This is a genomic window from Paenibacillus filicis, from assembly GCF_038070315.1.
Taxonomy (GTDB): Bacteria; Bacillota; Bacilli; order Paenibacillales; family NBRC-103111; genus Paenibacillus_G; species Paenibacillus_G filicis.
Window position 1 is genome coordinate 787,126 of the sequence record NZ_JBBPCC010000001.1, and the last position, 24,636, is coordinate 811,761.

General features: G+C 55.7%; 22 protein-coding genes and 1 riboswitch. Of the genes, 9 read left to right on the forward strand and 13 right to left on the reverse strand.

Annotated features, from left to right (window positions below):
* Nucleotides 1-85: 85 nt before the first annotated feature.
* The 3 genes from WMW72_RS03595 to metA are packed head-to-tail and all read right to left on the reverse strand — an operon-like array spanning nt 86 to nt 3,358.
* A complete protein-coding gene (locus WMW72_RS03595) occupies nt 86-1,240 on the reverse strand; it encodes a trans-sulfuration enzyme family protein (RefSeq protein WP_341414028.1) in 1,155 nt (384 codons plus the stop codon).
* Nucleotides 1,233-2,435, reverse strand: coding sequence for an aminotransferase class I/II-fold pyridoxal phosphate-dependent enzyme (locus tag WMW72_RS03600; RefSeq protein WP_341414029.1), 1,203 nt, complete (start codon nt 2,433-2,435; stop codon nt 1,233-1,235). The genes WMW72_RS03595 and WMW72_RS03600 overlap by 8 nt, the downstream gene beginning before the upstream one ends.
* Complete coding sequence (metA, locus tag WMW72_RS03605) at nt 2,432-3,358, reverse strand: homoserine O-acetyltransferase MetA (protein ID WP_341414030.1); 927 nt, start codon at nt 3,356-3,358, stop codon at nt 2,432-2,434. Before metA ends, WMW72_RS03600 begins: the two co-directional genes overlap by 4 nt.
* Before the next feature lie 138 nt (nt 3,359-3,496).
* Nucleotides 3,497-3,666: riboswitch (SAM riboswitch) on the reverse strand.
* A gap of 423 nt (nt 3,667-4,089) precedes the next feature.
* On the opposite strand from metA, the gene corA reads away from it, so the two are divergent.
* Entirely contained in the window at nt 4,090-5,025 is a 936-nt protein-coding gene (gene corA, locus WMW72_RS03610; RefSeq protein ID WP_341414031.1) for a magnesium/cobalt transporter CorA, read from the forward strand.
* A 53-nt stretch (nt 5,026-5,078) separates the two neighbouring features.
* Here the strand turns inward: corA and WMW72_RS03615 are convergent, their stop codons facing one another.
* Nucleotides 5,079-6,095 (reverse strand): HRDC domain-containing protein, encoded by a 1,017-nt coding sequence (locus WMW72_RS03615; RefSeq protein ID WP_341414032.1) that lies wholly within the window; start codon nt 6,093-6,095, stop codon nt 5,079-5,081.
* A 254-nt stretch (nt 6,096-6,349) separates the two neighbouring features.
* On the opposite strand from WMW72_RS03615, the gene WMW72_RS03620 reads away from it, so the two are divergent.
* Complete coding sequence (locus WMW72_RS03620; protein ID WP_341414033.1) at nt 6,350-6,652, forward strand: hypothetical protein; 303 nt, start codon at nt 6,350-6,352, stop codon at nt 6,650-6,652.
* 92 nt (nt 6,653-6,744) lie between these two features.
* On the opposite strand, the gene WMW72_RS03625 is transcribed toward WMW72_RS03620, so the two are convergent.
* Complete coding sequence (locus WMW72_RS03625) at nt 6,745-7,599, reverse strand: Rpn family recombination-promoting nuclease/putative transposase (RefSeq protein WP_341414100.1); 855 nt, start codon at nt 7,597-7,599, stop codon at nt 6,745-6,747.
* Between the two features lie 213 nt (nt 7,600-7,812).
* Nucleotides 7,813-9,498, reverse strand: a complete 1,686-nt coding sequence (gene ilvD / locus WMW72_RS03630; RefSeq protein ID WP_341414034.1) for a dihydroxy-acid dehydratase — start codon at nt 9,496-9,498, stop codon at nt 7,813-7,815.
* A 245-nt stretch (nt 9,499-9,743) separates the two neighbouring features.
* Between ilvD and WMW72_RS03635 the strand changes: the two genes are divergently transcribed.
* Complete coding sequence (locus WMW72_RS03635; protein WP_341414101.1) at nt 9,744-10,037, forward strand: DUF3055 domain-containing protein; 294 nt, start codon at nt 9,744-9,746, stop codon at nt 10,035-10,037.
* Between the two features lie 120 nt (nt 10,038-10,157).
* Here the strand turns inward: WMW72_RS03635 and WMW72_RS03640 are convergent, their stop codons facing one another.
* Both WMW72_RS03640 and WMW72_RS03645 read right to left on the reverse strand, forming a co-directional pair.
* Entirely contained in the window at nt 10,158-10,475 is a 318-nt protein-coding gene (locus WMW72_RS03640) for a cupin domain-containing protein (protein ID WP_341414035.1), read from the reverse strand.
* Nucleotides 10,476-10,614: 139 nt separating this feature from the next.
* Complete coding sequence (locus tag WMW72_RS03645; protein WP_341414036.1) at nt 10,615-11,127, reverse strand: acyl-CoA thioesterase; 513 nt, start codon at nt 11,125-11,127, stop codon at nt 10,615-10,617.
* Nucleotides 11,128-11,474: 347 nt separating this feature from the next.
* Here WMW72_RS03645 and WMW72_RS03650 point away from each other — a divergent pair, with 347 nt between their 5' ends.
* The 6 genes from WMW72_RS03650 to WMW72_RS03675 all read left to right on the forward strand — a co-directional run bounded on the left by WMW72_RS03650 (nt 11,475) and on the right by WMW72_RS03675 (nt 16,632).
* Nucleotides 11,475-11,687, forward strand: coding sequence for a hypothetical protein (locus WMW72_RS03650; protein WP_341414037.1), 213 nt, complete (start codon nt 11,475-11,477; stop codon nt 11,685-11,687).
* 51 nt (nt 11,688-11,738) lie between these two features.
* The gene (locus WMW72_RS03655) at nt 11,739-12,353 is read left to right on the forward strand and encodes a TetR/AcrR family transcriptional regulator (RefSeq protein ID WP_341414038.1); all 615 of its coding nucleotides are present in this window, start codon (nt 11,739-11,741) and stop codon (nt 12,351-12,353) included.
* Between the two features lie 214 nt (nt 12,354-12,567).
* Entirely contained in the window at nt 12,568-13,605 is a 1,038-nt protein-coding gene (locus tag WMW72_RS03660) for an aliphatic sulfonate ABC transporter substrate-binding protein (protein WP_341414039.1), read from the forward strand.
* Nucleotides 13,602-14,417, forward strand: coding sequence for an ABC transporter permease (locus WMW72_RS03665; protein WP_341414040.1), 816 nt, complete (start codon nt 13,602-13,604; stop codon nt 14,415-14,417). The genes WMW72_RS03660 and WMW72_RS03665 overlap by 4 nt, the downstream gene beginning before the upstream one ends.
* Nucleotides 14,414-15,238 carry an ABC transporter permease subunit gene (locus tag WMW72_RS03670; RefSeq protein WP_341414041.1) on the forward strand — a complete coding sequence of 275 codons (825 nt, stop codon included), beginning with the start codon at nt 14,414-14,416 and terminating at the stop codon, nt 15,236-15,238. Before WMW72_RS03665 ends, WMW72_RS03670 begins: the two co-directional genes overlap by 4 nt.
* A gap of 38 nt (nt 15,239-15,276) precedes the next feature.
* Nucleotides 15,277-16,632 (forward strand): LLM class flavin-dependent oxidoreductase, encoded by a 1,356-nt coding sequence (locus WMW72_RS03675; protein ID WP_341414042.1) that lies wholly within the window; start codon nt 15,277-15,279, stop codon nt 16,630-16,632.
* A gap of 145 nt (nt 16,633-16,777) precedes the next feature.
* On the opposite strand, the gene WMW72_RS03680 is transcribed toward WMW72_RS03675, so the two are convergent.
* The 5 genes from WMW72_RS03680 to WMW72_RS03700 all read right to left on the reverse strand — a co-directional run bounded on the left by WMW72_RS03680 (nt 16,778) and on the right by WMW72_RS03700 (nt 24,584).
* Nucleotides 16,778-17,701: a 5'-3' exonuclease gene (locus WMW72_RS03680; RefSeq protein WP_341414043.1), complete on the reverse strand. Its 924-nt coding sequence runs from the start codon at nt 17,699-17,701 to the stop codon at nt 16,778-16,780.
* A gap of 115 nt (nt 17,702-17,816) precedes the next feature.
* The gene (locus tag WMW72_RS03685; protein ID WP_341414044.1) at nt 17,817-18,566 is read right to left on the reverse strand and encodes a spermidine synthase; all 750 of its coding nucleotides are present in this window, start codon (nt 18,564-18,566) and stop codon (nt 17,817-17,819) included.
* A gap of 203 nt (nt 18,567-18,769) precedes the next feature.
* Entirely contained in the window at nt 18,770-21,985 is a 3,216-nt protein-coding gene (locus WMW72_RS03690) for an alpha-mannosidase (RefSeq protein ID WP_341414045.1), read from the reverse strand.
* Between the two features lie 184 nt (nt 21,986-22,169).
* Nucleotides 22,170-23,279 carry a LacI family DNA-binding transcriptional regulator gene (locus WMW72_RS03695; RefSeq protein WP_341414046.1) on the reverse strand — a complete coding sequence of 370 codons (1,110 nt, stop codon included), beginning with the start codon at nt 23,277-23,279 and terminating at the stop codon, nt 22,170-22,172.
* Nucleotides 23,280-23,399: 120 nt separating this feature from the next.
* Complete coding sequence (locus tag WMW72_RS03700) at nt 23,400-24,584, reverse strand: aminotransferase class I/II-fold pyridoxal phosphate-dependent enzyme (RefSeq protein ID WP_341414047.1); 1,185 nt, start codon at nt 24,582-24,584, stop codon at nt 23,400-23,402.
* Nucleotides 24,585-24,636 lie beyond the last annotated feature (52 nt).

Below are 24,636 nucleotides of genomic sequence, written 5' to 3' on the forward strand. Positions count from 1 at the left end.
CATAGCACGAGTTCTTGAAAGTGAACAGGGTCCGATTTCCCAAAAAGAAAACCGCTGCAGCCCTAGAGCCGCAACGGTTCGACAATTAGGATCGGAGTGCCTGATCCAAATCTTCGAGGATGTCCTCAATGTCTTCCAAGCCTACCGAATAACGGACAAGTCCGTCCGTTATTCCACGCTCATGACGTACCTCACGCGGCATGGCCGCATGTGACATCATTGCCGGATAGGACAGAATGCTCTCCACGGCACCAAGACTTACAGCCACCAGAGGGATCTTCACCTTGGAGAGGAGCTGCTTGGCTTTCTCCCCAGAGCCTGTATCAAAGGAAACGACCGCTCCGTATCCAAGCGACTGCTTCTCATGAATCTCACGCCCCGGATGATTGGGCAGACCCGGATAATACACAGCCGTGACCGCCGGATGGGCCGACAGCCAGTCCGCAAGCTTGCGCGCACTAGTCTCATGCGCTTCCATGCGGGCCTTCAGCGTCTTCATGCCTCGCATCAGCAGCCAAGAATCCTGTACGCCCAGGATGGTGCCAAGCCCGTTCTGGATTTGCTTCAGACGGTGTCCCAGGCTATCCGTAGCCGCTACGGCCAGTCCTGCCGTTACATCGCTGTGGCCGCCCAGAAACTTGGTCGCGCTATGCAGCACAATATCCACGCCCAGCTCGATCGGACGCTGATGATACGGCGTCATGAACGTATTATCGAGCATGGTCAACAGCTCATGCTCCTTGGCCCATGCAGTGACTGCGGCAACGTCCGTGATCTTCAGAGTCGGATTAGACGGCGTCTCGATGAAGATCGCCTTCGTGTTCGGCTGAAGCGCCGCCTTGACCTTGTCCAGATCGGTCATATCGACGAATGTCGTCTCGATATTCATCCGGGTCAGAATCGTAGTGAGCAGCCGATAAGTGCCTCCGTATACATCCTCTGTGCAGATGACATGATCGCCAGCCGACAACAGCATGAATGCGCCCGAGATAGCGGCCATCCCCGATGCGAAGGCAAAACCGCGTACGCCGCCTTCAAGCAGCGCAATGTAATCCTCCAAAGCCTGACGAGTCGGATTGCCGGAACGGGTGTAGTCATACTCCGGCGGCTCGTCCAGCGAAGCCTGATGGAACGTCGAAGCCTGATACAGAGGCACGCTGGAAGCGCCCGTCTGCTTGTCAATCTCTGCCCCGAAGTGAATGAGCTTTGTGGCAAACTTGCGGTTTTCGGAATTACCCATGCAGCGTGACCCCCTCCTCAATTTCCTGCTTAGCGAGCTCGATAGCTCTAGAGAGGTCTGCGATCAGATCCTCGATATGCTCGATGCCGACGGAGTAGCGGAGCAGCTTCTCATCCACGCCGACCTTACGGCGGATTTCTTCGGGAATATCGGCGTGCGTCTGCACAGCCGGGTATGTCATCAGCGACTCGACACCGCCCAGACTTTCGGCGAAGGCGATCAGGCGAATGTGACGCAGGATCGGTTCGATGTAGCGGGCATCCTTCATTTTGAAGGAAAAGATCCCCGTGTTGCCGGACGACTGACGGTTCTGCACATCATAGCCCGGATGCGACGGGAGCGCAGGATAGTAGACGGACTCTACGTCCGGGTGCTGCAGCAAATACTCCGCCATCCGCGTCGCGTTGTGCTGATGCCGCTCCATCCGGATCGCCAGCGTCTTCATGCCGCGCATCAGCAGCCAGCTGTCCTGAGGATTCAATACCGCGCCGATTGAATTGTGCAGGAACGCAATTTCTTCCGAGAGTTCCTTGCCCTTGGTCACGATCAGCCCGGCCAGTACGTCGTTATGTCCCCCGAGGTACTTCGTCGCGCTATGAACAACAATATCCGCTCCGAGCTCAATCGGACGCTGGAAGAACGGCGTCAGCAGCGTATTGTCGACAATGGAGAGGATGCCCTTGGACCGGGCCCATGTACACACCTTCTCGATGTCCGTAATCATCATCAGCGGGTTGGTCGGCGTCTCGATGACGATCGCCTTCGTGTTCGGCTGAGCCAGTGCTTCGATGCCGTCCAGGTCGTTCGTGTCCACGTAAGAAGCCGTTACGCCGTACCGGGACATCACTTTCTCGATGAGACGGTATGTCCCGCCATACAGGTCTAGAGACACAATCAGATGATCGCCCTGTCCAAACTTGGCGAAAATTGTCTGAAGCGCCGCCATGCCGGAGCTGCAGGCGAAGCCGGCATCACCGGACTCCAGCTGGGCGATGGCATCCTCCAGCACCTTGCGTGTCGGGCTTTTCGTTCTCGCATAGTCGAAGCCCGTGCTTTTCCCGAGCTGCGGGTGGCGGAAGGCCGTTGCCTGGTAGATCGGGAAGCTGACCGCTCCGGTTACCGGCTCCTCCACCGAACCGATTTGAGCCAGCCGGCTCTCAATTTTCAATTGCTCTCGGTTGTCTTGCGAACTCATATGACATAATCCCCCTTGTATAGATCGTAAGGTGTCTCCTGATATACATAATAGTTCAGCCAGTTGGAAAATAACAGGTTCGCATGAGCGCGCCAAGTGTTCAGCGGCGGTCTGGACGGATCGTTGTTCGGGTAATAATTTTTCGGTACAGCGATCTCCATGCCCTTGTTGATGTCGCGGTCATATTCCGCCTTCAAGGTACACGCATCGTACTCTGAATGTCCGGTCACGAAGATTTGCCGCCCGTCGCGTGTAGCTACGATATAAACGCCGGCTTCATCCGATTCGGACAAGATCTCCAGCTCCTGTACAGCCTCGATATCTTCGCGGCGCACCTCGGTATGGCGCGATTGGGGAGCCTGGAACAGCTCGTCGAAGCCGCGGAGCAGCTTGACGTTCGGAGTCGTCACCGTATGCGGATACACACCGAATATTTTCTCGCTCAGCCCGTATTTCGGAATATCGAAGTGGTGGTAAAGCCCCGCCTGCGCGGCCCAGCATATATGAAGCGTCGAGGTGACGTTCGTCTTGCTCCACTCCATGATCTCGCGAAGCTCGTTCCAGTAGTTCACATCTTCGAAGTCCATCGTTTCGACCGGGGCACCAGTAATAATCATACCGTCCATCCGCTCGTACTTGATGTCGTCGAACGTTTTATAGAACTGCTGCAGATGCTCGACCGACGTATTTTTGGAAACATGCGTCTTCGGATGCAGCAGCACGAACTCGACCTGCAGCGGCGTATTTCCAACCAGACGAAGCAGTTGGGTTTCCGTCGTTTCCTTCGTCGGCATCAGGTTCAGGATGGCGATCCGAAGCGGACGAATGTCCTGCTGGAACGCTACGCTCTCGTCCATGACGAAAATATTCTCGTTGACGAGCACTTCTTTGGCGGGCAGATGGTCCGGAATCTTGATAGGCATGGGGTTCACTCCTTTTCTTGTCAGGATTCGAAATGTCTCGCACTCTGTGCAGGAGTCGGCCCCCGCTGCCCCATGGACAAACGAAAAAGACCTTCTTCGCACGCACGAGAGAAAGGCCTTTGTATAATACATCGTCCTCTCTCATCTGTCAGAACCCTCGCATGGCGAAATAAACCATTCGAGAACTCCGCAAGAATTAGCACCGTGCATATACATCCGCGAAAGCCGCCACTGGGGCTGCTGTTCGTGAAGATATGTCGGTTGCCGGGTATCATCGGGCTAGTCCCTCAACCTGCTCTTGATAAGAGTGTGAAACCGAATCTATTCAATTGGTTTTGTAACACTTTTGGTAATACTACTGTAATCGAAAAAGCCGGACGCGTCAAGCGGCATCCTGCACCAAACCAGCAGCCTGATCATAAGCTGTAACAAGGAATTTTTCATATACAAAGTGATTGTATTCTGAAAATCGAAGGGGTATACTAGACAAGTATTCGACAAACTTCTGCTTAAAAGGGGTGCAGCTTCGAATGGACGGAGACCCGATAAGTCGTTCCAATCATTCAGGACAACAATTGAATACCTTGATCGGAACCCGGCTGCCGTCTGCCCGTTTTCTGCCCGCCCGGCCCTTGCAGGTGTCGTCAAAACCCTGAATTTGCCTTGTGGCTTCACGCTCGATAGCTGCGGCTGCACGGCGTTCCGCTCGTTAACTACAAAGGGGTGGAACTATGAAGGCACGCTTAGTTCAGGACGGAATTTTTACACTTGTTGATGATATTACACAAACAGTTGAAGCGCCGCATCATGGATTTTATTGGATCGATGCAGAACCGGAGGACTTGGAATTACTCCAGCCTCTGTTTCATCTCCACGAACTCGCCGTCGAGGATGTGCTGACGGAAGAAGAGCAGCGTCCGAAGATTGAGCTGTATGACACGCATTATTTCGTCGTGGTGAACAGCATCCGGTTCGATGATGAAGAAATCTTTCTGCGCGCATTGAATATATTTCTCGGCAAGCATTATATCATTACGATCACCCGGCAGAAAATTAATGAGATCCGCTCGTTAAAGCCCATTCTGTGGGAAGAGGAAGTTACGGCTCCGGATCAGTTTCTGTATCACCTGATGGACCTGATCGTCGATAACTATACGATCGTCGGCGACCGGATCGAGGCCAAGATTGAGAAACTGGAAGAAGACATTCTGATGCACACCAAAAAATCGCATTTGAATGAAATCATCGGGCTTCGCAGTGAAATTTTGTGGCTGAAAAAGGTGCTCGTGCCTCAGAAGGAAGTACTTAACACGCTGAACAAAAAGGATCTCAAGCTGATCAGCGAGCCGCTTCGCAAATATTTTGGCGACATCTTCGAGAACGCCGTGAAAATATCCGAAACCTTTGATACGTTCCGCGATCTGATGGGCAACTTACGTGAGGCCTACCAGTCGAGTCTGGCGAGCCGGGCCAATGAAATAATGCGCGTGTTTACCGCACTAACAACGATCTTCATGCCGCTCACCTTCATTACCGGTATCTATGGCATGAATTTCGATTATATTCCAGGACTTCATGTACCTTACGGCGGCTTGATTGTCGTCGTAACGATGATCATCTTAGGCCTTTCTATGTTATTCTTTTTCCGTAAAAAAGACTGGCTCTGAGCCAGTCTTTTTGTTTGGACTTTCTTGCCTTTCTTCTTTCCTCCTCCTCTCTTCTAGCTAGCCTCCTCGTCCTGACGGACACGCGTTTCCTGCCTGAACTTCAATCTTAACAAGCGAAGCCATTCATACGCATGCTCGGTTTCCTTTGGCGTCAGACCTTCCAGCTTGATAACCTTCTGCAACACCGGCTTCAGGTAACGATCGCCCTGCTGCTCGAAGGCTTGCCAGGCCTGCTCACGTTCTGCGGCAGGAATCAGGTCCAAGACCAGATCAACATAAGGAATCAAATCATAGCCTTGCCGGTCGAGATCCTCAATCCAGCCGATCAGCTCCCTGCGTTGAACCTGCAGAGATGCTTGAAGCTCATCCAGCATTTCCCCACGGGCAATCCCCTCGAGCAGCTTCTGCCTGCTCTCGGATTTTTGTAGTTCTGCTCGGCGTTTACGCTCCTTCTCCTCCAACAGCCATCCGTTCATCTCTGCGGGGTCGACTCGCGACTCCACCCAATCCAGCGGGAATGCCGTGGTTCGTTCCGTCTGCACAGTCATCGCCAGAATCTCTTTGCCGAACCGCTCCGTTCTGCTCTTGCCCATACCTGGAAGCTGACGAAGCTCATCCTCCGTATGCGGAACAAAGGTACTGATCATTTTCAGCAGCCGGTTGGTCGCCACAATAAACGGGGCTTTGCCCTCCTGGGCAGCCTGCTTGAGCCTCCACTGCCGCAGTGCCTCATAGAGCACTTCATCCGTGTTTCGTTCGCTATAGAAATGAAGAAGCTGGGTATAAGCCGAGCGCTCATCCATATAATCAAGTTCGCTCACCTTCATGTCAAGCAACGGCTTGAACCCCTCGCATTGCTTGGCGAATACATGCTCCCGGAACGACTTCAACATATCCTCCCATTGGACACCCTCATACCAGAGCTCCTGCTGCTTGTCTCCTCCATCCCCTTGAGCTTCAGTCCACATAATCTGCCAGAGGCCCTGTTCCTCGCCAATGGACACCTGACCTGTGCTTACGCCTCCGGCTTCGTCAACCCTCTCCATGCTGTTCAGAAATAACAGATTCATCCGTAACCCTCCTGTGTGCTGAGATTGGTATTATCAAACGCAAAAAAAGCACCACTCTTCCCCGAACGGGGAAAAGAGGTGCCTCCTCAATGTTATGCGTTTGAAATTATTTCCATACTACCATAGATGAATCCGCGTCGTCAATGGACTACCCCGACTCCGCTCTATGTTCTGCCGGATAGCTCCCTGCCTTATCGGTTACATTAAGACCATGAAACCTATGAGACACTGCAGCTAGGAAGGAGCAACCGTTCATGACAGAATCCAATGATGCAAGAAAAGGCTTTGTAGATGAAGCACCGGAGCGGAAATACACCGATCTCAAGACGGTTGAGTCCGCACGCAATGACCTGACCGCGGAAGAGTTCCCAGAAGGGCCCTATGGGAGTGACCTGCTCACCGAATCGCTCGGCAAAAGCAGTCCGTGGAGGGAGGATCAACGGACTCAGAATCGGTTCACTTACGAGAACCGCGAGCTGCATGCAGGCCTGCCTCGAGAATATCCCGGGGACCATCCCATGCATGATGACGAGGAAAAGGACAATCGGACAGAATAGCATGTCCCATGTTCATCCCTAGGGCGACCACCTGGATACATGAAGTCCGCTTCCTCACGAGAAGCGGACTATCATTCGTTAGAATCTCATGGCTATGAACGTAGGGCTCGAATCTCGGCTTCCGTTAGGCCTGTAGCCTTGCTGATTGTCTGGATGTCGATTCCCATCGCCAATAAGTTAGCAGCCGTTTCCGTTTTTCCCTGAGTGACTCCCTCGGCCCGGCCCTTGACTAAGCCTTCTTCCCTAGCTCCTTCAGTCCGGGACACCTCATCTCGCAGCGCCTTCATGCGGGCCTGATAAGCCAGCCACGTGGCTTCGTCCTGACTCAGAAACTCCAGGGTATCCATGGCCTTCTTCAGCATTGGCTCGTTCACCTTCAACGCCTCCCAGCTTGATTTGTCCACACCCTTCAAGAACAGCAGCCAGTTCACCAAACCTCCCTCGACGGGAACCGCGTGCTCCTGAAGCTTGGGTAGCTCCATCACATGAACCTCGATATCATCGATTAATGGAATGAATGTATGATCTTCCCTCAAATGAAATACACTGTGATAGCGGTCATGAGGCAAGCATGAATAATTAACTATATTAATGGTCACGCATTTTTTAAGCAGATTGTAATTATCGCCCTTGTTGATCTGGTGATAGTACATCTCACTCCAGTAAAAGAGGGTCCGCTTCTCCATATTATACGGGTTAAACAATTGCATTTCGATATTGATCAGCTTGCCTTCCGAAGTTTGGGCCTTGATATCCAGGATTGATTGCTTATCTGCCGGGCTGTCCTTGTCCGTAAATGTATTCACTAATAAGATTTCGCTTAGCGGAGGCTCACCCGCCTCCAGAAAGGTACTGTTAAGAAACGCCAGCAGCACATCCTTATTTCGCTCGCTGCCGAAAATCCGCTTGAATACAAAGTCCACCCGGGGGTCCAGCAATTCGATCATCAAACGCCACTCCGTTCCTCCTAATTATACCACTTACTCTGGCATACATATACTTGAGATAACTTCCAGGTTTATGCTCTAATAACTCTATTATACACAAACATATGTTCTCATTCAATATAAAACCGTTAATCTCATGCTTGATTCTCATTCTCCAAATACAAAAAGCCGTTTCAGGGTTAAAACCCCGAAACGGCTTTCCAGGAAACCTTATTATACTTTCATTACGCCGCCTGTGCTGGCGGAGGTTACAAGCTTGGAGTAGCGGGCCAGATAGCCCGTCTTCACCTTCGGCTCGAAGCCCTTCCAGTTGGCTTTGCGCTTTTCCATTTCTTCATCGCTGATTTCCAGCTGAATCGTGCGGTTTTTGAGGTCCAGCTCGATGATATCGCCGTCCTCGACGAAAGCGATCGGTCCGCCCTCAGCCGCTTCCGGCGAGATGTGTCCGATGCTGATTCCGCGGGATGCTCCGGAGAAGCGACCATCGGTGATCAGACCGACCTTCGCGCCCAGACCCATACCGACGATTTGCGATGTCGGAGCGAGCATTTCCGGCATACCCGGACCGCCCTTCGGACCTTCGTAGCGGATAACAACGACATGGCCTTCTTTAACCTTGCCGTTCGCGATGCCTTCAAGCGCCGTTTCCTGGGAATCGAAGCAGATCGCAGGACCTTTGTGGTAGCCGCCGACCGACTTGTCCACCGCGCCGACCTTGATGATCGAACCGTTAGGAGCCAGGTTGCCGAACAGAACCGCAAGACCGCCTTCTTCGGAATGCGGGTTGTCGAGCGGATGAATAACATCCTTGTTCAAGATCTCGCAGCCAGCTACGTTCTCAGCCAGTGTCTTGCCCGTTACTGTGATGCGGGTTCCGTCGATAGCGCCCGGCTTTTTGAGCAATTCGTTCAGAATCGCGCTTACGCCGCCCGCATTGTGTACATCTTCAATATGATAATCGGAAGCCGGAGCAATCTTGGCCAGATGAGGAACACGCTTGGCCACTTCATTGATCCGTTCGATCGGGTATTCAAAGCCTGCTTCATGCGCCAGCGCCAGCGTATGCAGCACAGTATTGGTCGAGCCGCCCATCGCCATGTCCAGAGCGAAAGCGTTGTCGATCGCTTCGATCGTCACGATATCACGCGGCTTGATGTCCAGCTTGATCAGTTCCATCAGTTGCGTAGCAGATTGTTTTACGAAATCTCTGCGCTCAGGAGCGACGGCGAGAATCGTGCCGTTGCCCGGCATAGCGAGTCCGAGACCTTCGGCGAGGCAGTTCATCGAGTTGGCCGTGAACATACCGGAACAGGAACCGCATGTCGGACATCCGTATTGCTCCAGCTCTTGCAGGCCCTTCTCGTCGATCTTGCCGGCCTGGAAAGCACCGACGCCTTCGAATACGGAGGACAGGGAAATCGAACGTCCGTCGCTCGTTTTACCGGCTTTCATCGGTCCGCCGCTGACGAACAGCGTAGGGATATTGACGCGCAGCGCGCCCATCATCATGCCCGGTGTGATCTTGTCACAGTTCGGGATACAAACCATACCGTCGAACCAGTGCGCGGATACGACCGTCTCGAGGGAATCCGCGATAATCTCGCGGCTTGGCAGCGAGTAACGCATGCCGATATGGCCCATCGCGATACCGTCGTCGACACCAATCGTGTTGAACTCAAACGGTACACCGCCCGCTTCACGGATCGCTTCTTTCACCAGCTTACCGAATTCTTGCAGATGCACGTGGCCCGGCACGATGTCGATATAAGAGTTACAAACCGCAATAAACGGCTTATCGAAATCTTCTTCCTTGACTCCTGCGGCACGCAGCAAGCTGCGGTGCGGTGCGCGGTCGAAGCCTTTTTTGATCATGTCACTTCTCATCTTTGTTTTGGCCATCTCGGGTGTAAGCCTCCGTTTCTATCAATTGCTTCCGATATAGTTGTCTATCTCGATAGACGATCGGTTGACTATTTATTCGCTTTTCCGATTGTACCATGTTTCTTCCGAAATGGGAACGAACAGCTTGGCCGGAAAATCGGACCGCAAGCCCTATTTTCCAAGCCTTTTGCCGCTATACGGGCAAATCTGGTATAATGCGTGTGACAGATGGACGATGGACAAAGAAAGCGGTGAACCCTGATATGACGGAATTCGATTATTTATATGACGGCTCGGAAGAAACCAAGACCCGCTTCGTCTGCTTCGTGGGCGATACGATGCGCCGCTTCGACCTCGCGATTACGACGACCAACCGCTTCTACGGCAAGAAGCTCGTCACCGATATGCAGAGCGGCCGCACGGCTGTGCTCGGTCCCGACGATCTGGAGGCCGAGGGCTATCTCGAGCACGCCTACAAGCTTTCCGAGGAAGAAGCGGCAGAGCTGGGCGAGTTTCTGAGCGCGATTCTAGGGCCGATCCACTTTACAGACATTTAGGGGTAGGAGCAGAGTCCGTGCTCTGCACTTGCACCGACGGCAAAAAAACGTTTCACCCTATCCGGCTTTCCGGATAGGGTGAAACGTTTTTTTATTGGACAACCGGTCCGCAACAAACGGCTAGCGCTTCACCAGGTCCTCACGCACCGGCGTAAACGTATCGAGCAGCTTGCTCGGTGCCAGCGCACGGCAGCCGTGGCGGGCTCCGCTAGGAATATAGATCGTCTCCCCTGCCACGATCACCTTGGATTCGCCATCTATCGTGAATTCCAGCTTGCCCTCCAGCAGGTAAGATAGCTGCTCATGGGGATGGCTGTGCTGATAGCCCTCCGCCCCTTCCTCGAAATGAACCTCCATCATCATGATGCCGGCTCCTGGCTCGAATATTTTACGCTTGACGCCGGGCTCGGCGTTTTCCCAGACATTGATATTGCTCATCTTCGCACACGCCTTTCGCTTAGGATGAAAAACCGCCAGACCCACTTAGCGCGGCCGCTTCGATTATACCGCATAGGCCGTCGCCCGGCGTGGTGGGTTCTTTGGCTCGTCTATGGTTTTCTTTGGGTGCGCGGTATCCCTATTCCCAGGCAAATTTGGTCGTCAGCACATCGGCGAACTTCTTGCTCTGCTCTCTGCGCTGCCTGCGCATCTCCGAGCGATGCTCGGCCGTTTCATGCAGGCGGATTTCCTCGGCCGTCTCCGGCACAACGGCAGGCACCGTCACCGGACGGTTCTGCTCATCGAGCGCAACGAAGGTCAGGAACGAGGTAGCGGCAATATCCCGTTCCCCGGTACGCAGGTCCTCCTTGATCACCTTCACGAACACCTCCATGGAGCTGCGGCCCGTCCAAGTGACGAAGGATTCGAAGCAGACCGAATCCGTAGGCCGGATCGGCGTCAGAAAGTCGACCGAGTCGGTCGATGCGGTGACGACGCTGCACCGGCAATGCTTATACGCGGCGATGGAGGCGATATCGTCGATATAAGCCATCAGCTTGCCGCCGAACAGGGTATTGTGGTTATTCACGTCCGTAGGGAATACACGGTTCGTCTTGTAACATCGGGTTTCTTTGACATAGCGCTGCTCCATACTGTGGGGTTCCTCCTCGGGATGCGGCGTCCCGGCCTTGCAGCTGTTCCTGCAGGGTTGCCGCCGGACGCTCGTTTGCCCACATTATACATCGCCATCCTCACCTGCGGCTATATGCAAGCTCAGATTGCAGGCAGGCTCTCATGCAGGCTACCCGAGGACACCATGGGTGCATCAGATACAGTCACGTCACCCTATGCTCGGCCTCCCCCTATCCGGGCCCGATTACCGCTGTTCCCCACCTCATCCTCTATCACATTGCTCCCGGGCCCTTCATCGGGTACACTTCTTAACGAAGAACCCTGAGTTGTGCACCATCCATCGCCCCCAAGAAGGAGTTGTATCCCGTGGCCCAGAACAGGCGCCTGATTACTGATCAGGACTTTCAGGAAGCGTTAGATAGCCAGAGGCGTATCCGTGTGTTTAAGGACGATCATGTCATTGATTATGGCGGACTGATTATCCGTTTCAGTGACGATACCGTAGTGATTCAATCCGGTGTCAGCGACTTGACCTATCATTCGCGGAACGGCTGTGAATTTTTCGAAATGCGCAAGTAAGCACTTGTGGGCCCCCTAGTTCCACTGCTTGCTGAGAAAGGAGGCATCCCTATGCCGAGAAATCCGGAAAGAGATCAGCAGCTGCGCGAGCAGCGCAAGAAGCTGCTGTTAGATTCTGCCCTGCAGGTCATCGCCAAGAGAGGAATCGGCCTGACGAGCATCCAGGATATCGCCAAGGCCGCGGGGCTGTCCGTCGGCAATGTGTATACGTATTTCAGCTCCAAGGACGAGCTGTTCAGCGAGCTGCTGCGCCGGGCTCAGACCGAATACGGCATCAGCGTGACCCTGCTGGCCGAACTGGACGAAGATCCTCTCCTTAAGCTGCGTAGAATGTGTGCCGAGTGGCTCGCACTGGAAACGAATTGGGCGTTCACCATCATCCTGCAAACCGTCCGGACAAATGAAATGGTACCTGCTGACATCCGTCAGGCGGTCACCGACCGCTTCACCGCCAATCTGGAGCCAGTGGCCGACATCATGCGCCAGGGCCAGCGAAGCGGGCAGATTCTGAACGGCGATCCGCTGCAGCTAGCCCTCTACTTCGTTAGCTTGATCCAGGGGCTGACGCTCCAGCAAGCGCCCGGCTATGTGATTCCCGTCCCGGTGAACCCGGACGACATTGTCCGCCTGTTTGAAGCTAAAAACACGCATGCAAAAAACATTTGACAACGACAGGCCGTCGTAGGTAGAATGACTTCAAGACAACAAAACGAATACATATTCATTTTGTTAAATGCGATTCATACGACATGTGATCGACCAGATAACTGGAGATTTAACGTGCCCGTCGTCAGGGCTGTCCGTTGAATCTTCTTTTTTTACCCTTAAACCAACTAAGAAGGTAAGAATAATTGTTTTAATGAAAAGGAGCTATGGATTCATGAGAAAAATGAACGTGTTGCTGGCCGGGCTTATCGGTTTATCTATCTTGGTCTCCGGCTGCGCCAGCCCGACAGCCGCTCCGGGAACCGGCGTTAGCCAGGCCGGTGGAGCCGACAAATACGCAGGACTCACCGTGAAGCTCGGTGTACAGGGCAGCTCTGGGATGTTCCGCAAGGCGCGCGACGCCGGCTGGTTCGAGGACGCCTTCGGGAAGCTAGGCGTCAAGGTCGAATGGGCGGAATTCCAAAGCGGGCCCCCGATGACGGAAGCAATGGCTTCCAACCGGCTGGACTTCGCCGGACTCGGCAACATGCCGGTTATCGCCGCACAGGCAGCTGATATCAAGTTCTCCATCATCTCCCAGGCGCTGGAGGGAACGAATAATGTGGCGATCATCGTGCCGAAGGGCAGCGCCATCCAAAGCATCGATCAGTTGAAAGGCAAGAAGGTCGCCGTAGCCAAGGGCAGCAATGCCTTTAATTTCCTGTACCGGGGACTGGAGCAGGCCGGTCTGAAGGCCTCCGAGCTGGAGATTATCCAGCTTCAGCCGGACGAAGCGCAGCCTGCCTTCGAAGCCGGCAAGGTGGATGCCTGGGCCACGTGGGATCCGAGCATAACGCTGAATACGTTGACAGGCAAAGCCACCGTACTCGCTGACGGCGCGAAGCTCGGCGTGCTTTCTCCCAGCTTCTATATCGTTCGCCAGCAGTTCGCTGACAAGTATCCGGAGCTGGTTACTTTGTACTTAAAGGTACTGGAGCAGACACGGGTCTGGGAAGCGGAACATACGAAGGAAGCCTATGAGAAGTATGCCGGGGAAAACAAGGCGCCGGCCGCTCTGATCGAAGCGATCTATAAGCGTTCGCCCAATGTCAACATTCCGGTCACCAAGGAGGTTATCGCCGAGCTTCAGAAGACGGCGGACTTCCAGTATTCGATCCAAAATATCCGCAAGCAAGTCGATGTCTCGAAAATCGTTCATAACCAGTACCTCGAGGAAGCGCTGAAGCAGGCTGCTCAGGAACCTAAGAAATGAGCCGCCTGCGAGACGCCGGAGCCTCCAGGCTCCTCTCGGTGCACGGAGCCAACATCGCGCTCGGCCTGCTTGTGCCTGCAACCCTGCTGGCGGTCTGGCAGATCGCAGGCGCGATGGATATGCTGAACCCGGTGCTGCTTCCGACACCGCTCGTGATCCTGCAGGAGCTCGTCCACCTGACCTTGTCCGGCGAGCTGCTGCGCGATGTCGGCATCTCCCTCTGGCGCGCTTTGCTCGGCTTCCTGCTTGGCGGCGGTCTCGGGCTCCTGCTGGGTCTCTTGGTCGGGTTCTCCCTCCGCACGGAGCGGCTGCTCGATCCGTCGCTGCAGATGCTGCGTACGCTGCCTCATCTGGCGATAGCTCCGCTCTTCATCCTATGGTTCGGCTTCGGGGAATCCATGAAGATTCTGCTGATTGCCAAGGGTGCGTTTTTCCCTTTGTATGTCAATACGTTTCTAGGCATCCGCTCGGTCGACAACCAGCTGTTCGACGTCGCCCGGGTGCTGCAGTTCAGCCGCCGCCAGCTCATTACGAAGCTGGTTCTGCCTGCAGCGATGCCCAACATTTTTCTCGGCATCCGCCTGTCGGTCGTCGTCGCCTGGCTCGGCCTTGTCGTCGCCGAAATGATGGGCTCCAGCTCCGGCATCGGCTTCCTAATCAACGACGCGCGCTACTTTTCCATTACGTCAGTAGTCTTCGCAGGCATTATCGTTTTTGCGCTCGTCGGGAAGCTCACAGACTCGCTGATCCGGCTGCTGGAGCGCAGACTACTGCGCTGGCAGGACAGCTACAAGGGGGAGGGCTGGTCATGAAGACACAGGCTGTGCCGCTTCCAAGCAAGCCGCTTCTGCTGCAGCAGGGCTGGCTGCATCACATCCCTGCGCCCCTGCATGGCTGGATCGTGCCTGCAGCCGTCACAGCCGTCTGGCAAGCCGCAGGCTCCGCGGGACTGCTGTCCCCGTCTGCGCTGCCAACGCCGCTCAGCATAGCGGCCAGCTTTGTCGAGCTCTGCGCGAGCGGCGAGCTGTACCGTCATCTTGCGATTAGCGCCTGGCGGGCCGGACTAGGCTTTCTGCTCGGAGGAGCGCTCGGGCTGCTGCTCGGGATGTTCGCCGGGCTCGGCAAGCTTGTTGAGCGGACACTGGACCCGTCGCTGCAGATGCTGCGGGCGGTTCCGCTTCTGTCGGTTATCCCGCTATTCATCCTGTGGTTCGGCATCGGCGAGTTTTCCAAGATTCTGCTGATCTCACTCGGCTCCTTCTTCCCCGTGTACGTGCATACGTTCTTGGGCATACGCAGTCTCGACCGTAAGCTGTACGAGGTATCCCTGATCTTCGAATATTCCGTCTGGCAGCGTGCCGTCAAGCTGATTCTGCCTGCGGCGCTTCCGCAGCTTCTGCTCGGCATTCGGCTCTCGCTCGGCGTCTCCTGGCTGCTGCTCGTCGTAGCCGAGATGATGGCTGCCAGCGCAGGCATCGGGTATATGATTCAGGATGCCCGCACGTTCTCCAATACGCCGGTCATCTTTGTCGGCATTATCCTGTTCGCCTTGATCGGCAAGCTGTCGGATTCGTCCGTCCGCCTGCTCGAAAGACGGTGGCTCCACTGGCAGAACACCTACCGGGGGCTCTAGCCCCCGATTCCAAGCCCACGAAAGGCAGGCTCAAGCCTATGAAGCGTTCCGATCAGCTCCACTTGGGAGCTTTTATTTATTACGCCGGACACCATCAGGTCGGCTGGCGCCATCCCGAATCCCGCGCTAGAGACTTGTTTGATTTCAAGCTGTACCGCGAGCTGGCACAGACGGCGGAGCGGGGCAAGCTGGATATGATTTTTTTCGCCGATCTGCTGTATGTGCAGAATGTCGGCCAGGCGGCAGCCGGTATGCTGGAGCCAGTCGCCCTGCTATCCGCTCTATCCACAGTGACGGAGAGGATCGGGCTCACGGCCACCGTGTCCACGACCTACAACGAGCCGTACAATGTCGCCCGCAAGATGGCTACGCTGGACTTCCTCAGCGAGGGCCGGGCCGGGTGGAACATCGTCACCTCACAGCTCGACATCGAAGCGTACAACTACGGACGTTCCCATCATCCCGAGCACGGGCTCCGCTATGAAATGGCCCGGGAGTTCGTCAGTGCCGTAACCTCCCTCTGGGACAGCTGGCAGGATGACGCCCTCGTCATCGACAAGCAGGCCGGACTTTTCGCCGATGAGGCCAAAGTAAAGCCCATAGACTTCGCCGGACAATGGTACAGCACGCGGGGGCCGCTCAATGTGCCACGCCCTCCGCAGGGCTATCCGGTCCTGATCCAGGCCGGCTCCTCGGGCCCTGGACAGGACTTCGCCGCCAACTACGGGGAGGTCATCTTCACGGCGCAGCAATCGCTGGAGGCGGCGCAGCTCTTTTACCGCGAGGTGCACGACAGGCTGGCCGCCAACGGCAGGTCCCCGGACAGCTTGAAGATCATGCCGGGTCTGGCGCCGATTATCGGGGATACCGAGGAGGAAGCTTGGCTCAAGTACCGGGAGCTGGAGGAACTAATCCCGGATAGTGTCATCCTGCCGGGACTGTCCCAGATGTTGAACTTTGACCTGAGGCCGTATCCGCTCGATGGAGAACTGCCAGATATTCCTGATCCGGTAGAGGCGTCCAACGGCATGAAGAGCCGGGTCAAGCTGGTCATGGATATGGCTAGAGGTGAGCAGTTGTCCATCCGTCAGATCGGCCGGCGCCTGATCGGGGCGAGAGGGCACCGGCAGTTCATCGGAACCCCAGAGCAGCTCGCGGATACGATGGAGGAGTGGTTCCAAGAACGCGCCTGCGACGGGTTCAATATTATGCCGCCGGTGCTGCCTGTCCATCTGAACGACTTCGTTGACAAGGTCGTGCCGATCCTGCAGCAGCGCGGTCTGTTCCGTACCGAATACACGGGGCATACTCTGCGCGACCATCTCGGACTTTCCAGGCCGGAGGCCGGACATTTTCGCCGGGAGAAGGAGCAGCCCGTAGAGCGGAGAGCTTAACCGGAGAGGCAGCACGCGAGGCGTACCCGCCCAACGAACATCAAACAGACAGGCCACCTTGGTTCAGAGGAACCAGGACGGCCTGTCTGTTTGATTAACGTATAAGTCTATGCAGCAGAATGACGCCTGCATCATACTTCTAAGGCTAAGATACCGCCGTAAGCCGCTCGATTTCCTTCACCAGGCTGTTGAACTCGAGCTCCGTGAATTTGTCGTGCACCGTCCGGTAATCCGGGCTCCACACAGCTTCCTCGATCGCACAGTCCACAGGCGCCTCGCAATAGATCGTCGCCAGCTCCCGGCACAAATGCAGCATCTCCAGATCGGCTTCGATCTTGGCCTTGACGGACTTCGTCAGCAGCTCCAGATTCTCGACGATGCCGTCGATGGAGCCATGCTCCAGCAGCAGCTTCACAGCTGTCTTCTCGCCGATTCCCTTGACGCCGGGGTAATTATCGCTCGTATCTCCGATGAGCCCCTTCAGATCAATGAACTGGAGCGCGGTGAGCTGCTTCTCGGCCAGCAGCGTGGCCGGATCGTAGACAGCGTAGTTGGACGCTCCCTTTTTCATGATGATGACCTTTACCCGATCCGTCACCAGTTGAAGCATATCGTGGTCTCCTGTCAACACGTGCACATCATGCCCCAGATTCGCTCCGAACTTGCGGGAAAGCGTCCCAATACAATCATCAGCCTCATACCCGACTATACCCACATTCGGAATGCCGAAGCTGGAGACGACCTCCTTGACCAGATCGAATTGCGGGATCAGCTCAAGCGGCGCATCCGGCCGGTTGGCCTTGTAATTCGTAAACTTCTCCGTGCGGAACGTTTGGCTGCCCATATCCCAGCAGCAGATAACATGTGTCGGCTTGAACGTCTTGATCGCATCCAGCAAATACTTGACGAAGCCGAATATTGCATTGGTCGGGGTTCCATCGCTCGTTTTGCGGATATAGCCGCCATACGAGTTAGCATAAAATCCGCGGAACAGCAAGGCCATGCCATCTACGAGCAGCACATTGCCCCGCTGCACGGCCGCAACGTCCGTTGTTGTGATAGCTTCCATATCGATAATCGCTCCAAATCTTTTTTACTCAGTATACCACAGCTTGTCCACCCGCTCGACCGGAACCGGCAACTCTCTTCTCTCCATGCCTTCCCTAATAAGCATCGAAAATGAGTTATTCCTGCTGCTTGTCCCTTATGACATATCCGGGTCCGGGCTCCAGCTCGCGGAAGCCTGCCATGCGTCTGGCCTGACATCCGATAGGTCTCCCGCTCCCGATCATAAGCACGTTGCAGATCTCGCCGGCATGGGCTGAAGGTAAGACAAATGCCCGGGTATAAGAGAACGACTCGCTTAGGGTCGTATGGACGGCGTTGATGACCGGGTCATGCTCGCCTTTTCCCATCAGGTTCAGCAGCACCATGCCGTGGCCGTTCAGCTTATCGCGGATGATATCGAAAAACTCCCTGGAAATCAACGTTTGGGGAGTTCCCTTCTCCGTGAAAGCATCCAGCACAACGCAGTCATACGTATGCGGTTTTTCTTGCTCCAGAATCCGGCGCCCATCGCCAATCGTCACATTGTCCAGGCGGTAGCCGAACCATGTCCGGCTTAGCTCCACAACTCTTGCGTCAATCTCTGCTACTTTGCACCGTTTTCCCGTCAGATGTCCAGCAATAGTGCCGATTCCATGTCCGATAATAAAGACGTCTTCGGATTCAGGGACATTATGCTTCAGCAGATGAATCATAGTCCTCGGATATTCAAATAGCATACGCTCCGGATGATTTAAATCTATAGCCCCTTGCGTATCCCCATTGGCAAATTGCAGCACCCGAAAGCTCCCCTTCTCGCCATACCAATCGGTTGTATCGTACACCGTGATTTCCTGATGAAATCCGGATTCCTGAACCCGTATATGCACTGAATATTCTCCTTCTCAGGCCGGGTAACCGGGCCTTCTCGCGCTCTTACGCTGGATACCTGTGACAGTCAGTATAGCATTAGCGTTCTCCGTTTCACACCCCGTCTCTGTTAAAGCTCGGTATATATCTGCTTCTGATGCAAACAGGCGGAGTCCAGCATTCGCCGGAATCCGCCATGTTTCCCTATACGATGGAGTTTGGTTTAACGCTGGAGATCCAGCAGAAATGTCTTGATTTCATAGGGCTTGATGTCGAAGCTTACCTCCGCACCTTGCTGTTCCTCCGACACCGGCCGCTCCAGCAGATCCGTCTCCTGCCAGGACAGCAGGCGGAAGTCGCTGGTCAGACGAACCTTGCCACGCGCACCCGTGTATTCGTGCAGACGCACGATCAGACGCTCGCTGTCTTCAGCCTTCTTCACCGCATCGATGAATACATGCTCCGCGTCCAGCTTCAGCAGTGACTGGAGCGATATGGCCGAAGCACCCGCAGCCAGCGTGAGCGGATTGTTCAACGACCAGGCCTCCTGAACGGTACGGCCCTCCACCCAGTCCCCCTGATGAGGCAGCAGCGCATACGTAAATGTATGCGTCCCTTGATCCGCCTGCGTGTCTGGCTCTATCGCCGACTTGATCAGCGACAGCCGGATCGCGTTGTCCTTGATGTCATGCCCGTATTTGCAATCGTTGAGCAGGCTGACGCCATACCCGCGCTCCGAGAGATCCACCCACTGGTGGCCCACGGTCTCGAAGCGTGCATAGTCCCAGCTCGTGTTCCAATGCGTCGGACGCTTCACATTGCCGAACTGGATATCATAGGTCGCCTCCGTGGAACGGACCGATACCGGGAATGCGACCTTGAGCAGCTGCTGGCGTTCGTGCCAATCCACCTCGGTGGCAAAATCAATCCGCTTGCTGTCCGCATAGACGATAAGCTCCTGACGAATGCTGGAATCCATGTACGTCCAGGTAAAACGGACCACCGCCCGCAGCAAGCCGTTCTCCACCAGCTCCACCGCTTGCAGCTCGCCGATCTCCCGCTGCTTCTCCTGATAAAATAAATCGATATCCCACGCCTCGAACATCTTCGGCTTATCCTCGAATACCTGGAGCACATTGCCGTGCTTGCCGGCTTCCAACACCTCGCGGTCAGCCGCCTTGTCGTAAATCCGGGTCAACTGCCCCGCTTCGTTCCATGCCAGCACATAGTGCGGGGTCGTCAGTTCCGATACGGTAAATGTAAAGGGCGAGCAGTTGCTTGCAGGGAGCAGTTCGGAAGACTCGGACGCCTCAGCTCCACCCAAAGCTCCGGTAGCCGCTGTGTCCTGCGCTTCCGTCCAGCGAATCGTCAGGCCGGATAGCGCAGGAATGTCCTCCACGCGAATCAGCCACTTTCCGTCCTGCCAATCCGCCTGCAGCGTGTGGCCATCCGACGTCTGCCAGCTCCCTGAGCCGTCATGACCCGCCGAGGCCCGGATACGCACCGCCTCTGTGCGGGCAAATGACGCGCTGTTGAAGATTGTCCAGGCTGCTGAGGCTCCGTCTGTCGAAATGCCATCTTCATCTGCGAGACGGACAGCAGCAGCCTCCCAAGCCTCGCGACCGAGACGCTCGGCCTCTGCGTACTCCACACGGCAATCCTCGTACACCTCCGTAATCGATGAGCCTGGGATAATGTCGTGGAACTGATTGCGCAGAATAATCTGCCAGCCCTGATGCAGCTTGCTCTGCGGGTAAGACTGCCAGGTTCCCCCGGCAACACTGCCCAGCGTCTGCAGCCACTCAGACTCCCGGTACAGCAGCTCCAGCTTACGGTTGGTCCGTTTGTTATACGCCTGGCTCGTATACGTGCCCCGGTGGTATTCCAGATACAACTCGCCATCCCAGGTATGCACATATTGATCCGTGGCGTTTACCGTGTCATGCAAGCTATCGAAATACTCATCCGCCCGCCCTGTCGTGACTTGCGGCAAGCCTGGCATCTGATCCAGCCTGCGGCGCATCTCCAGCATATCGCGGTTGACACCCCCGCCGCCGTCCCCGTACCCATAGGACAGGAGCAGCTCCTGGTTCACGTTTTTATCGCGGTACGTATCCCAGATCCCCTTGACAGAGAACGGCTCGATCAGACCGTTATACGTATACCACCAGACCGTCGAGCCCGGCACCTCGGGTGTCGTGACAAAATGTGTCAGCACCTCCGAGCCGTCCATCCCACGCCAGCGGAACGTATCATGCGGCATCCGGTTGTACTGATTCCAGCTGATTTTCGTCGTCATGAACGTGCGGATGCCGGACTTCTTGAGAATCTGCGGCAGCGCCCAGCTATATCCGAACACATCGGGCAGCCAGAGATAGGTGCATTCCACCCCGAATTCGTCTCGGAAGAAGCGGGTTCCATACAGAATCTGGCGCACCAGCGATTCCCCGCTCGTCAGGTTGCAGTCCGCCTCCAGCCACATCGCGCCTCCGGCTTCCCAGCGTCCTTCCTGGACGCGCAGCTTGATCTGCTCGTAGATCTCGGGGTAATCCTCCTTGATGTACGCATACAATTGCGGCTGAGACTGCAGAAAGACATAATCCGGGTACTTCTCCATCAATCGCAGCACCGTACTGAACGAACGGGCCGCCTTCTCCCGCGTGTGCGTCAGCCGCCACAGCCAGGCGACATCGATATGCGTATGGCCGATGCAGCGGACGGTAACCGCGTGCTTTTTCTCCCAGCCGGAGACAGCCCCAGCGAGGAAATCCCGGGCGTCCCGCACACTGGCGTAGAAAGTCTCTGAGCCCGGACGAGACCAGTCCAGCCTCAGGAAGGCGCGATCCAGCGTCTTCAGCAGCTCCTGACGCTCCGGCTGCTGCTCGCCCAGCAGGCGGGACGTATGCAGTACGGCACGTCCTGTATAGTACAGATCATCGGCCGCCTCATCCAGCCAGGCCAGCTCCGCCCGCTTGAACTGGTGCTCCTGCTCTGTTGGGGGACCTCCTCCCTCCAGACCGGCCCAGATCCGGAAGCTGAGTTCGATTCGTGATCCGGCTTGGTGCCCGGACAAGAAAACCTCCAAGTGATTCGAATCAACGCCCTGATAAGGCGTTCCGTTTACATAAAGCAAGGACTCAAAGCCGGAGTTATTGCCTGCACCCGTGCGGCCGAAATCAAATAAGCCGACCGGCGTACGGCCCTCCCAGTCTGCCGGAATATCCACTTGACGGCGCAGCCAGACATACAGGTCACGTCCCTTCCAGTGCTCCCCCTGGCGAATGGTCGTCCACTGCCCTCCCTCAGGCGGATGCTGCACACCGTTAGCCTTCTCCTCATCCACCTGATAGTCCCATTCATTTAAGCCGACGGCGTCGCGATAGCGATACTTCTCCAATTCCTTGATGCGCTGCTCCAGCTTCTCCTCTGTCCAAAACATACGTTTCCCCCCCTGTTTATAACACGTGTTATATGGCAAATAATCAGACCACCCGTTACGAGTGGCCGATATATGTCTAACCTGAGATCATGCCTATCCCAATAAAAAACCAGCCTGCTTGGCGTAGGGACCACGCCGCAGTTCCTCAGCTCTTCTCCAGATCGTCCGTCCTGTCTCTGACGCGTCAGATGCTTTCTCCCGGCTGATAGGAAGCTCTTAGCCACCGCTTCCCCGCCACAGTCCGCACGAATCCCAGACCCGGCTCTTGCCCTGATGACGTTCCCGATTCGCCGGCCTGCTTCTGCTTAGGCTCCTGCTCCACAGCCTCTCCGCTCCCGTTGATCTGCTCAAGCAGCGCCTGCACGGCGGCCTCCCCCATGCGCGCATATGGAATTTCCATCGCGCTGAGCGCTGGCACCATATGCCGGTTGGACCGAAGCGTGTCGTCCGCGGCCATCACCCTCAGGTCGCTCCCGATACGTAAGCCATGCCGGTAGGCATACCGGTAGACGGCGATCGCGCCGATCGACCAGTTGCATAGGATCGGAGGAATCGAATCCGCTTCGCGCAGCGTCCCGAGCAGCGTCTCCACCGCTTCCCTGTCCTCTATATCGAAGGTTCCTATACACGGCTCCTGCTGTCGCTCCGCGCACCAATCTAGATAAGCCTGCCTCCTGCTCCGCTCAGCCCAATTCTCCGCACTTCGCCCCAGCACGAGCTGCATATAGACGGGCGCTCTGTCCCTGCCGTCTGCGGCAGCAAGCAGTTCCAGCGCATCCCTAATGCTCTGCCCGTAATCCGTCAGCACCGACACAACCGAAGGGGTCTCCGCATATCCCTCGACCGATACGAACGGCACACCGGATTGCCGGACCGCCTCTTCCCACTGCGGATCGGCATAGCTCACCTCATCCAGTGACACGATGCCGTCGATTCTTCGCTGCAGAAACAAATCGATCAGCTTGAATCGCCCCTCCTCACGGGTACCCTGCCCGCTGATCAGCAGATGATAGCCGGACTCGCCGCATGCGCGCTGCATCCCTTCCAACATCTGCAAAAATAACGGGTTGCCGGTATCCCCGAAGGCAGCGATGCTGAAGCTCTTGCCTGTTTTCATCCCGCGCGCCTGGGCGTCCACATGGTAATTCAGCTCACGGATCGCCGAGAGCACGGCTTCGCGCGTCTCGCTGCTGACCCCGATTCCCTGCGTACCGTTCAGTACGGCGGATACCACGCTTCTGGACACGCCCGCAAGCTTCGCAACGTCGAAGCTGGTGACTCGTTTCGTCCCCATATTGATCCACCTCACCGCAAATATAACACGTGTTATAAACGGATTCAATACTAATTTTCCAGCCTCAGCAAAAAAAGATGCGCCCTGTAATCAAGGCGCACCCTTCCCTCCAAAATTCCATTACTTGTTCGGGATCGATTTCATAAATTCGCCGATCCGTCTCACCGCTTCCTTCAGCCGGTCCTCCTCCTGAACGAGCGCAATTCGGACATAGCCCTCGCCTTCTTGGCCGAATGCATCGCCCGGAATGACGACAACACCCACAGCATACAGCATTTCCCGGGAAATTTGTCGAGAAGTCCATCCCTTCGGAATCGGCGCCCAGATAAACATCGAAGCCTTAGGCTTGCGGATGTCCCAACCTATCTGCCGCAGTCCCTCAATTACGATATCCCGGCGCCGCTCATACAGTCCAGCCACAGATTGGCTGCCAGGTTCCATATCCTCTCTCATCGCTTCAATGCCCGCCCGCTGAACGGATAAGAAGACGCCGTAATCGATATTCGACTTCAGCGTACGAAGCGCGCGAACGGCATCCGGCTGACCGACCATGAAAGCGATCCGGCAGCCGGCCATATTGAAGCTTTTCGACAGCGAATGAAATTCGACAGCAACGTCCTTGGCCCCTTCGACTTCCAGAATACTCGGAGGTCGAAAGCCGTCAAAGGCCATTTCCGAATAAGCGACATCATGGACAAGCAGCAATTCATGTTGGCGTGCAAAATCGACAAGCCGCTCGAAGAACGGAACCGTAGCCACCGCCGACAGCGGATTGCTCGGATAGTTGAGCAGCATAAACTTCGCTTGTTTCAAGACCGTCTCGGGAATTTGCTCCAGCTCAGGCAAGTAATCATGCTCCTCCCGCAGCGGGATGAGATAAGGCTTTACCCCGGCAAGCACCAGGCTCGCCGAGTAAATCGGATACCCCGGGTCCGGTACGATCGCGATATCCCCAGGGTCCGTCACAGCAAGGGCCAGATGAGCCAGCCCGTCCTGGGAGCCCATCAGCGCCACAATCTCCGAAGCAGGGTCCAGGGTAACCCCGAACCGGTGCCTGTACCAATCCGCTACCGTCTGACGGAACTCCGGTGTTCCCTCCGTCCCCGGATACCCGTATTGCATAGGATCCAGCGCCGATTCGCTGAGCGCCTTCCGGACTCGTTCTGACGGCCCTCTGTCCGGACTTCCGATTCCCAAGTCGATGACATCGACTCCCTGGGCGATCACTTCCTGCTTCCACTGCGCCACTTCAGAAAAAATGGCCGAACCAAGTTCGGCCAGCCGCTTAGATTCCCAACGCTTCATGCTTTCTATCCTCTCTCTTTCTTCTGCGTTTAAACTCCGTATTCTCTTAACG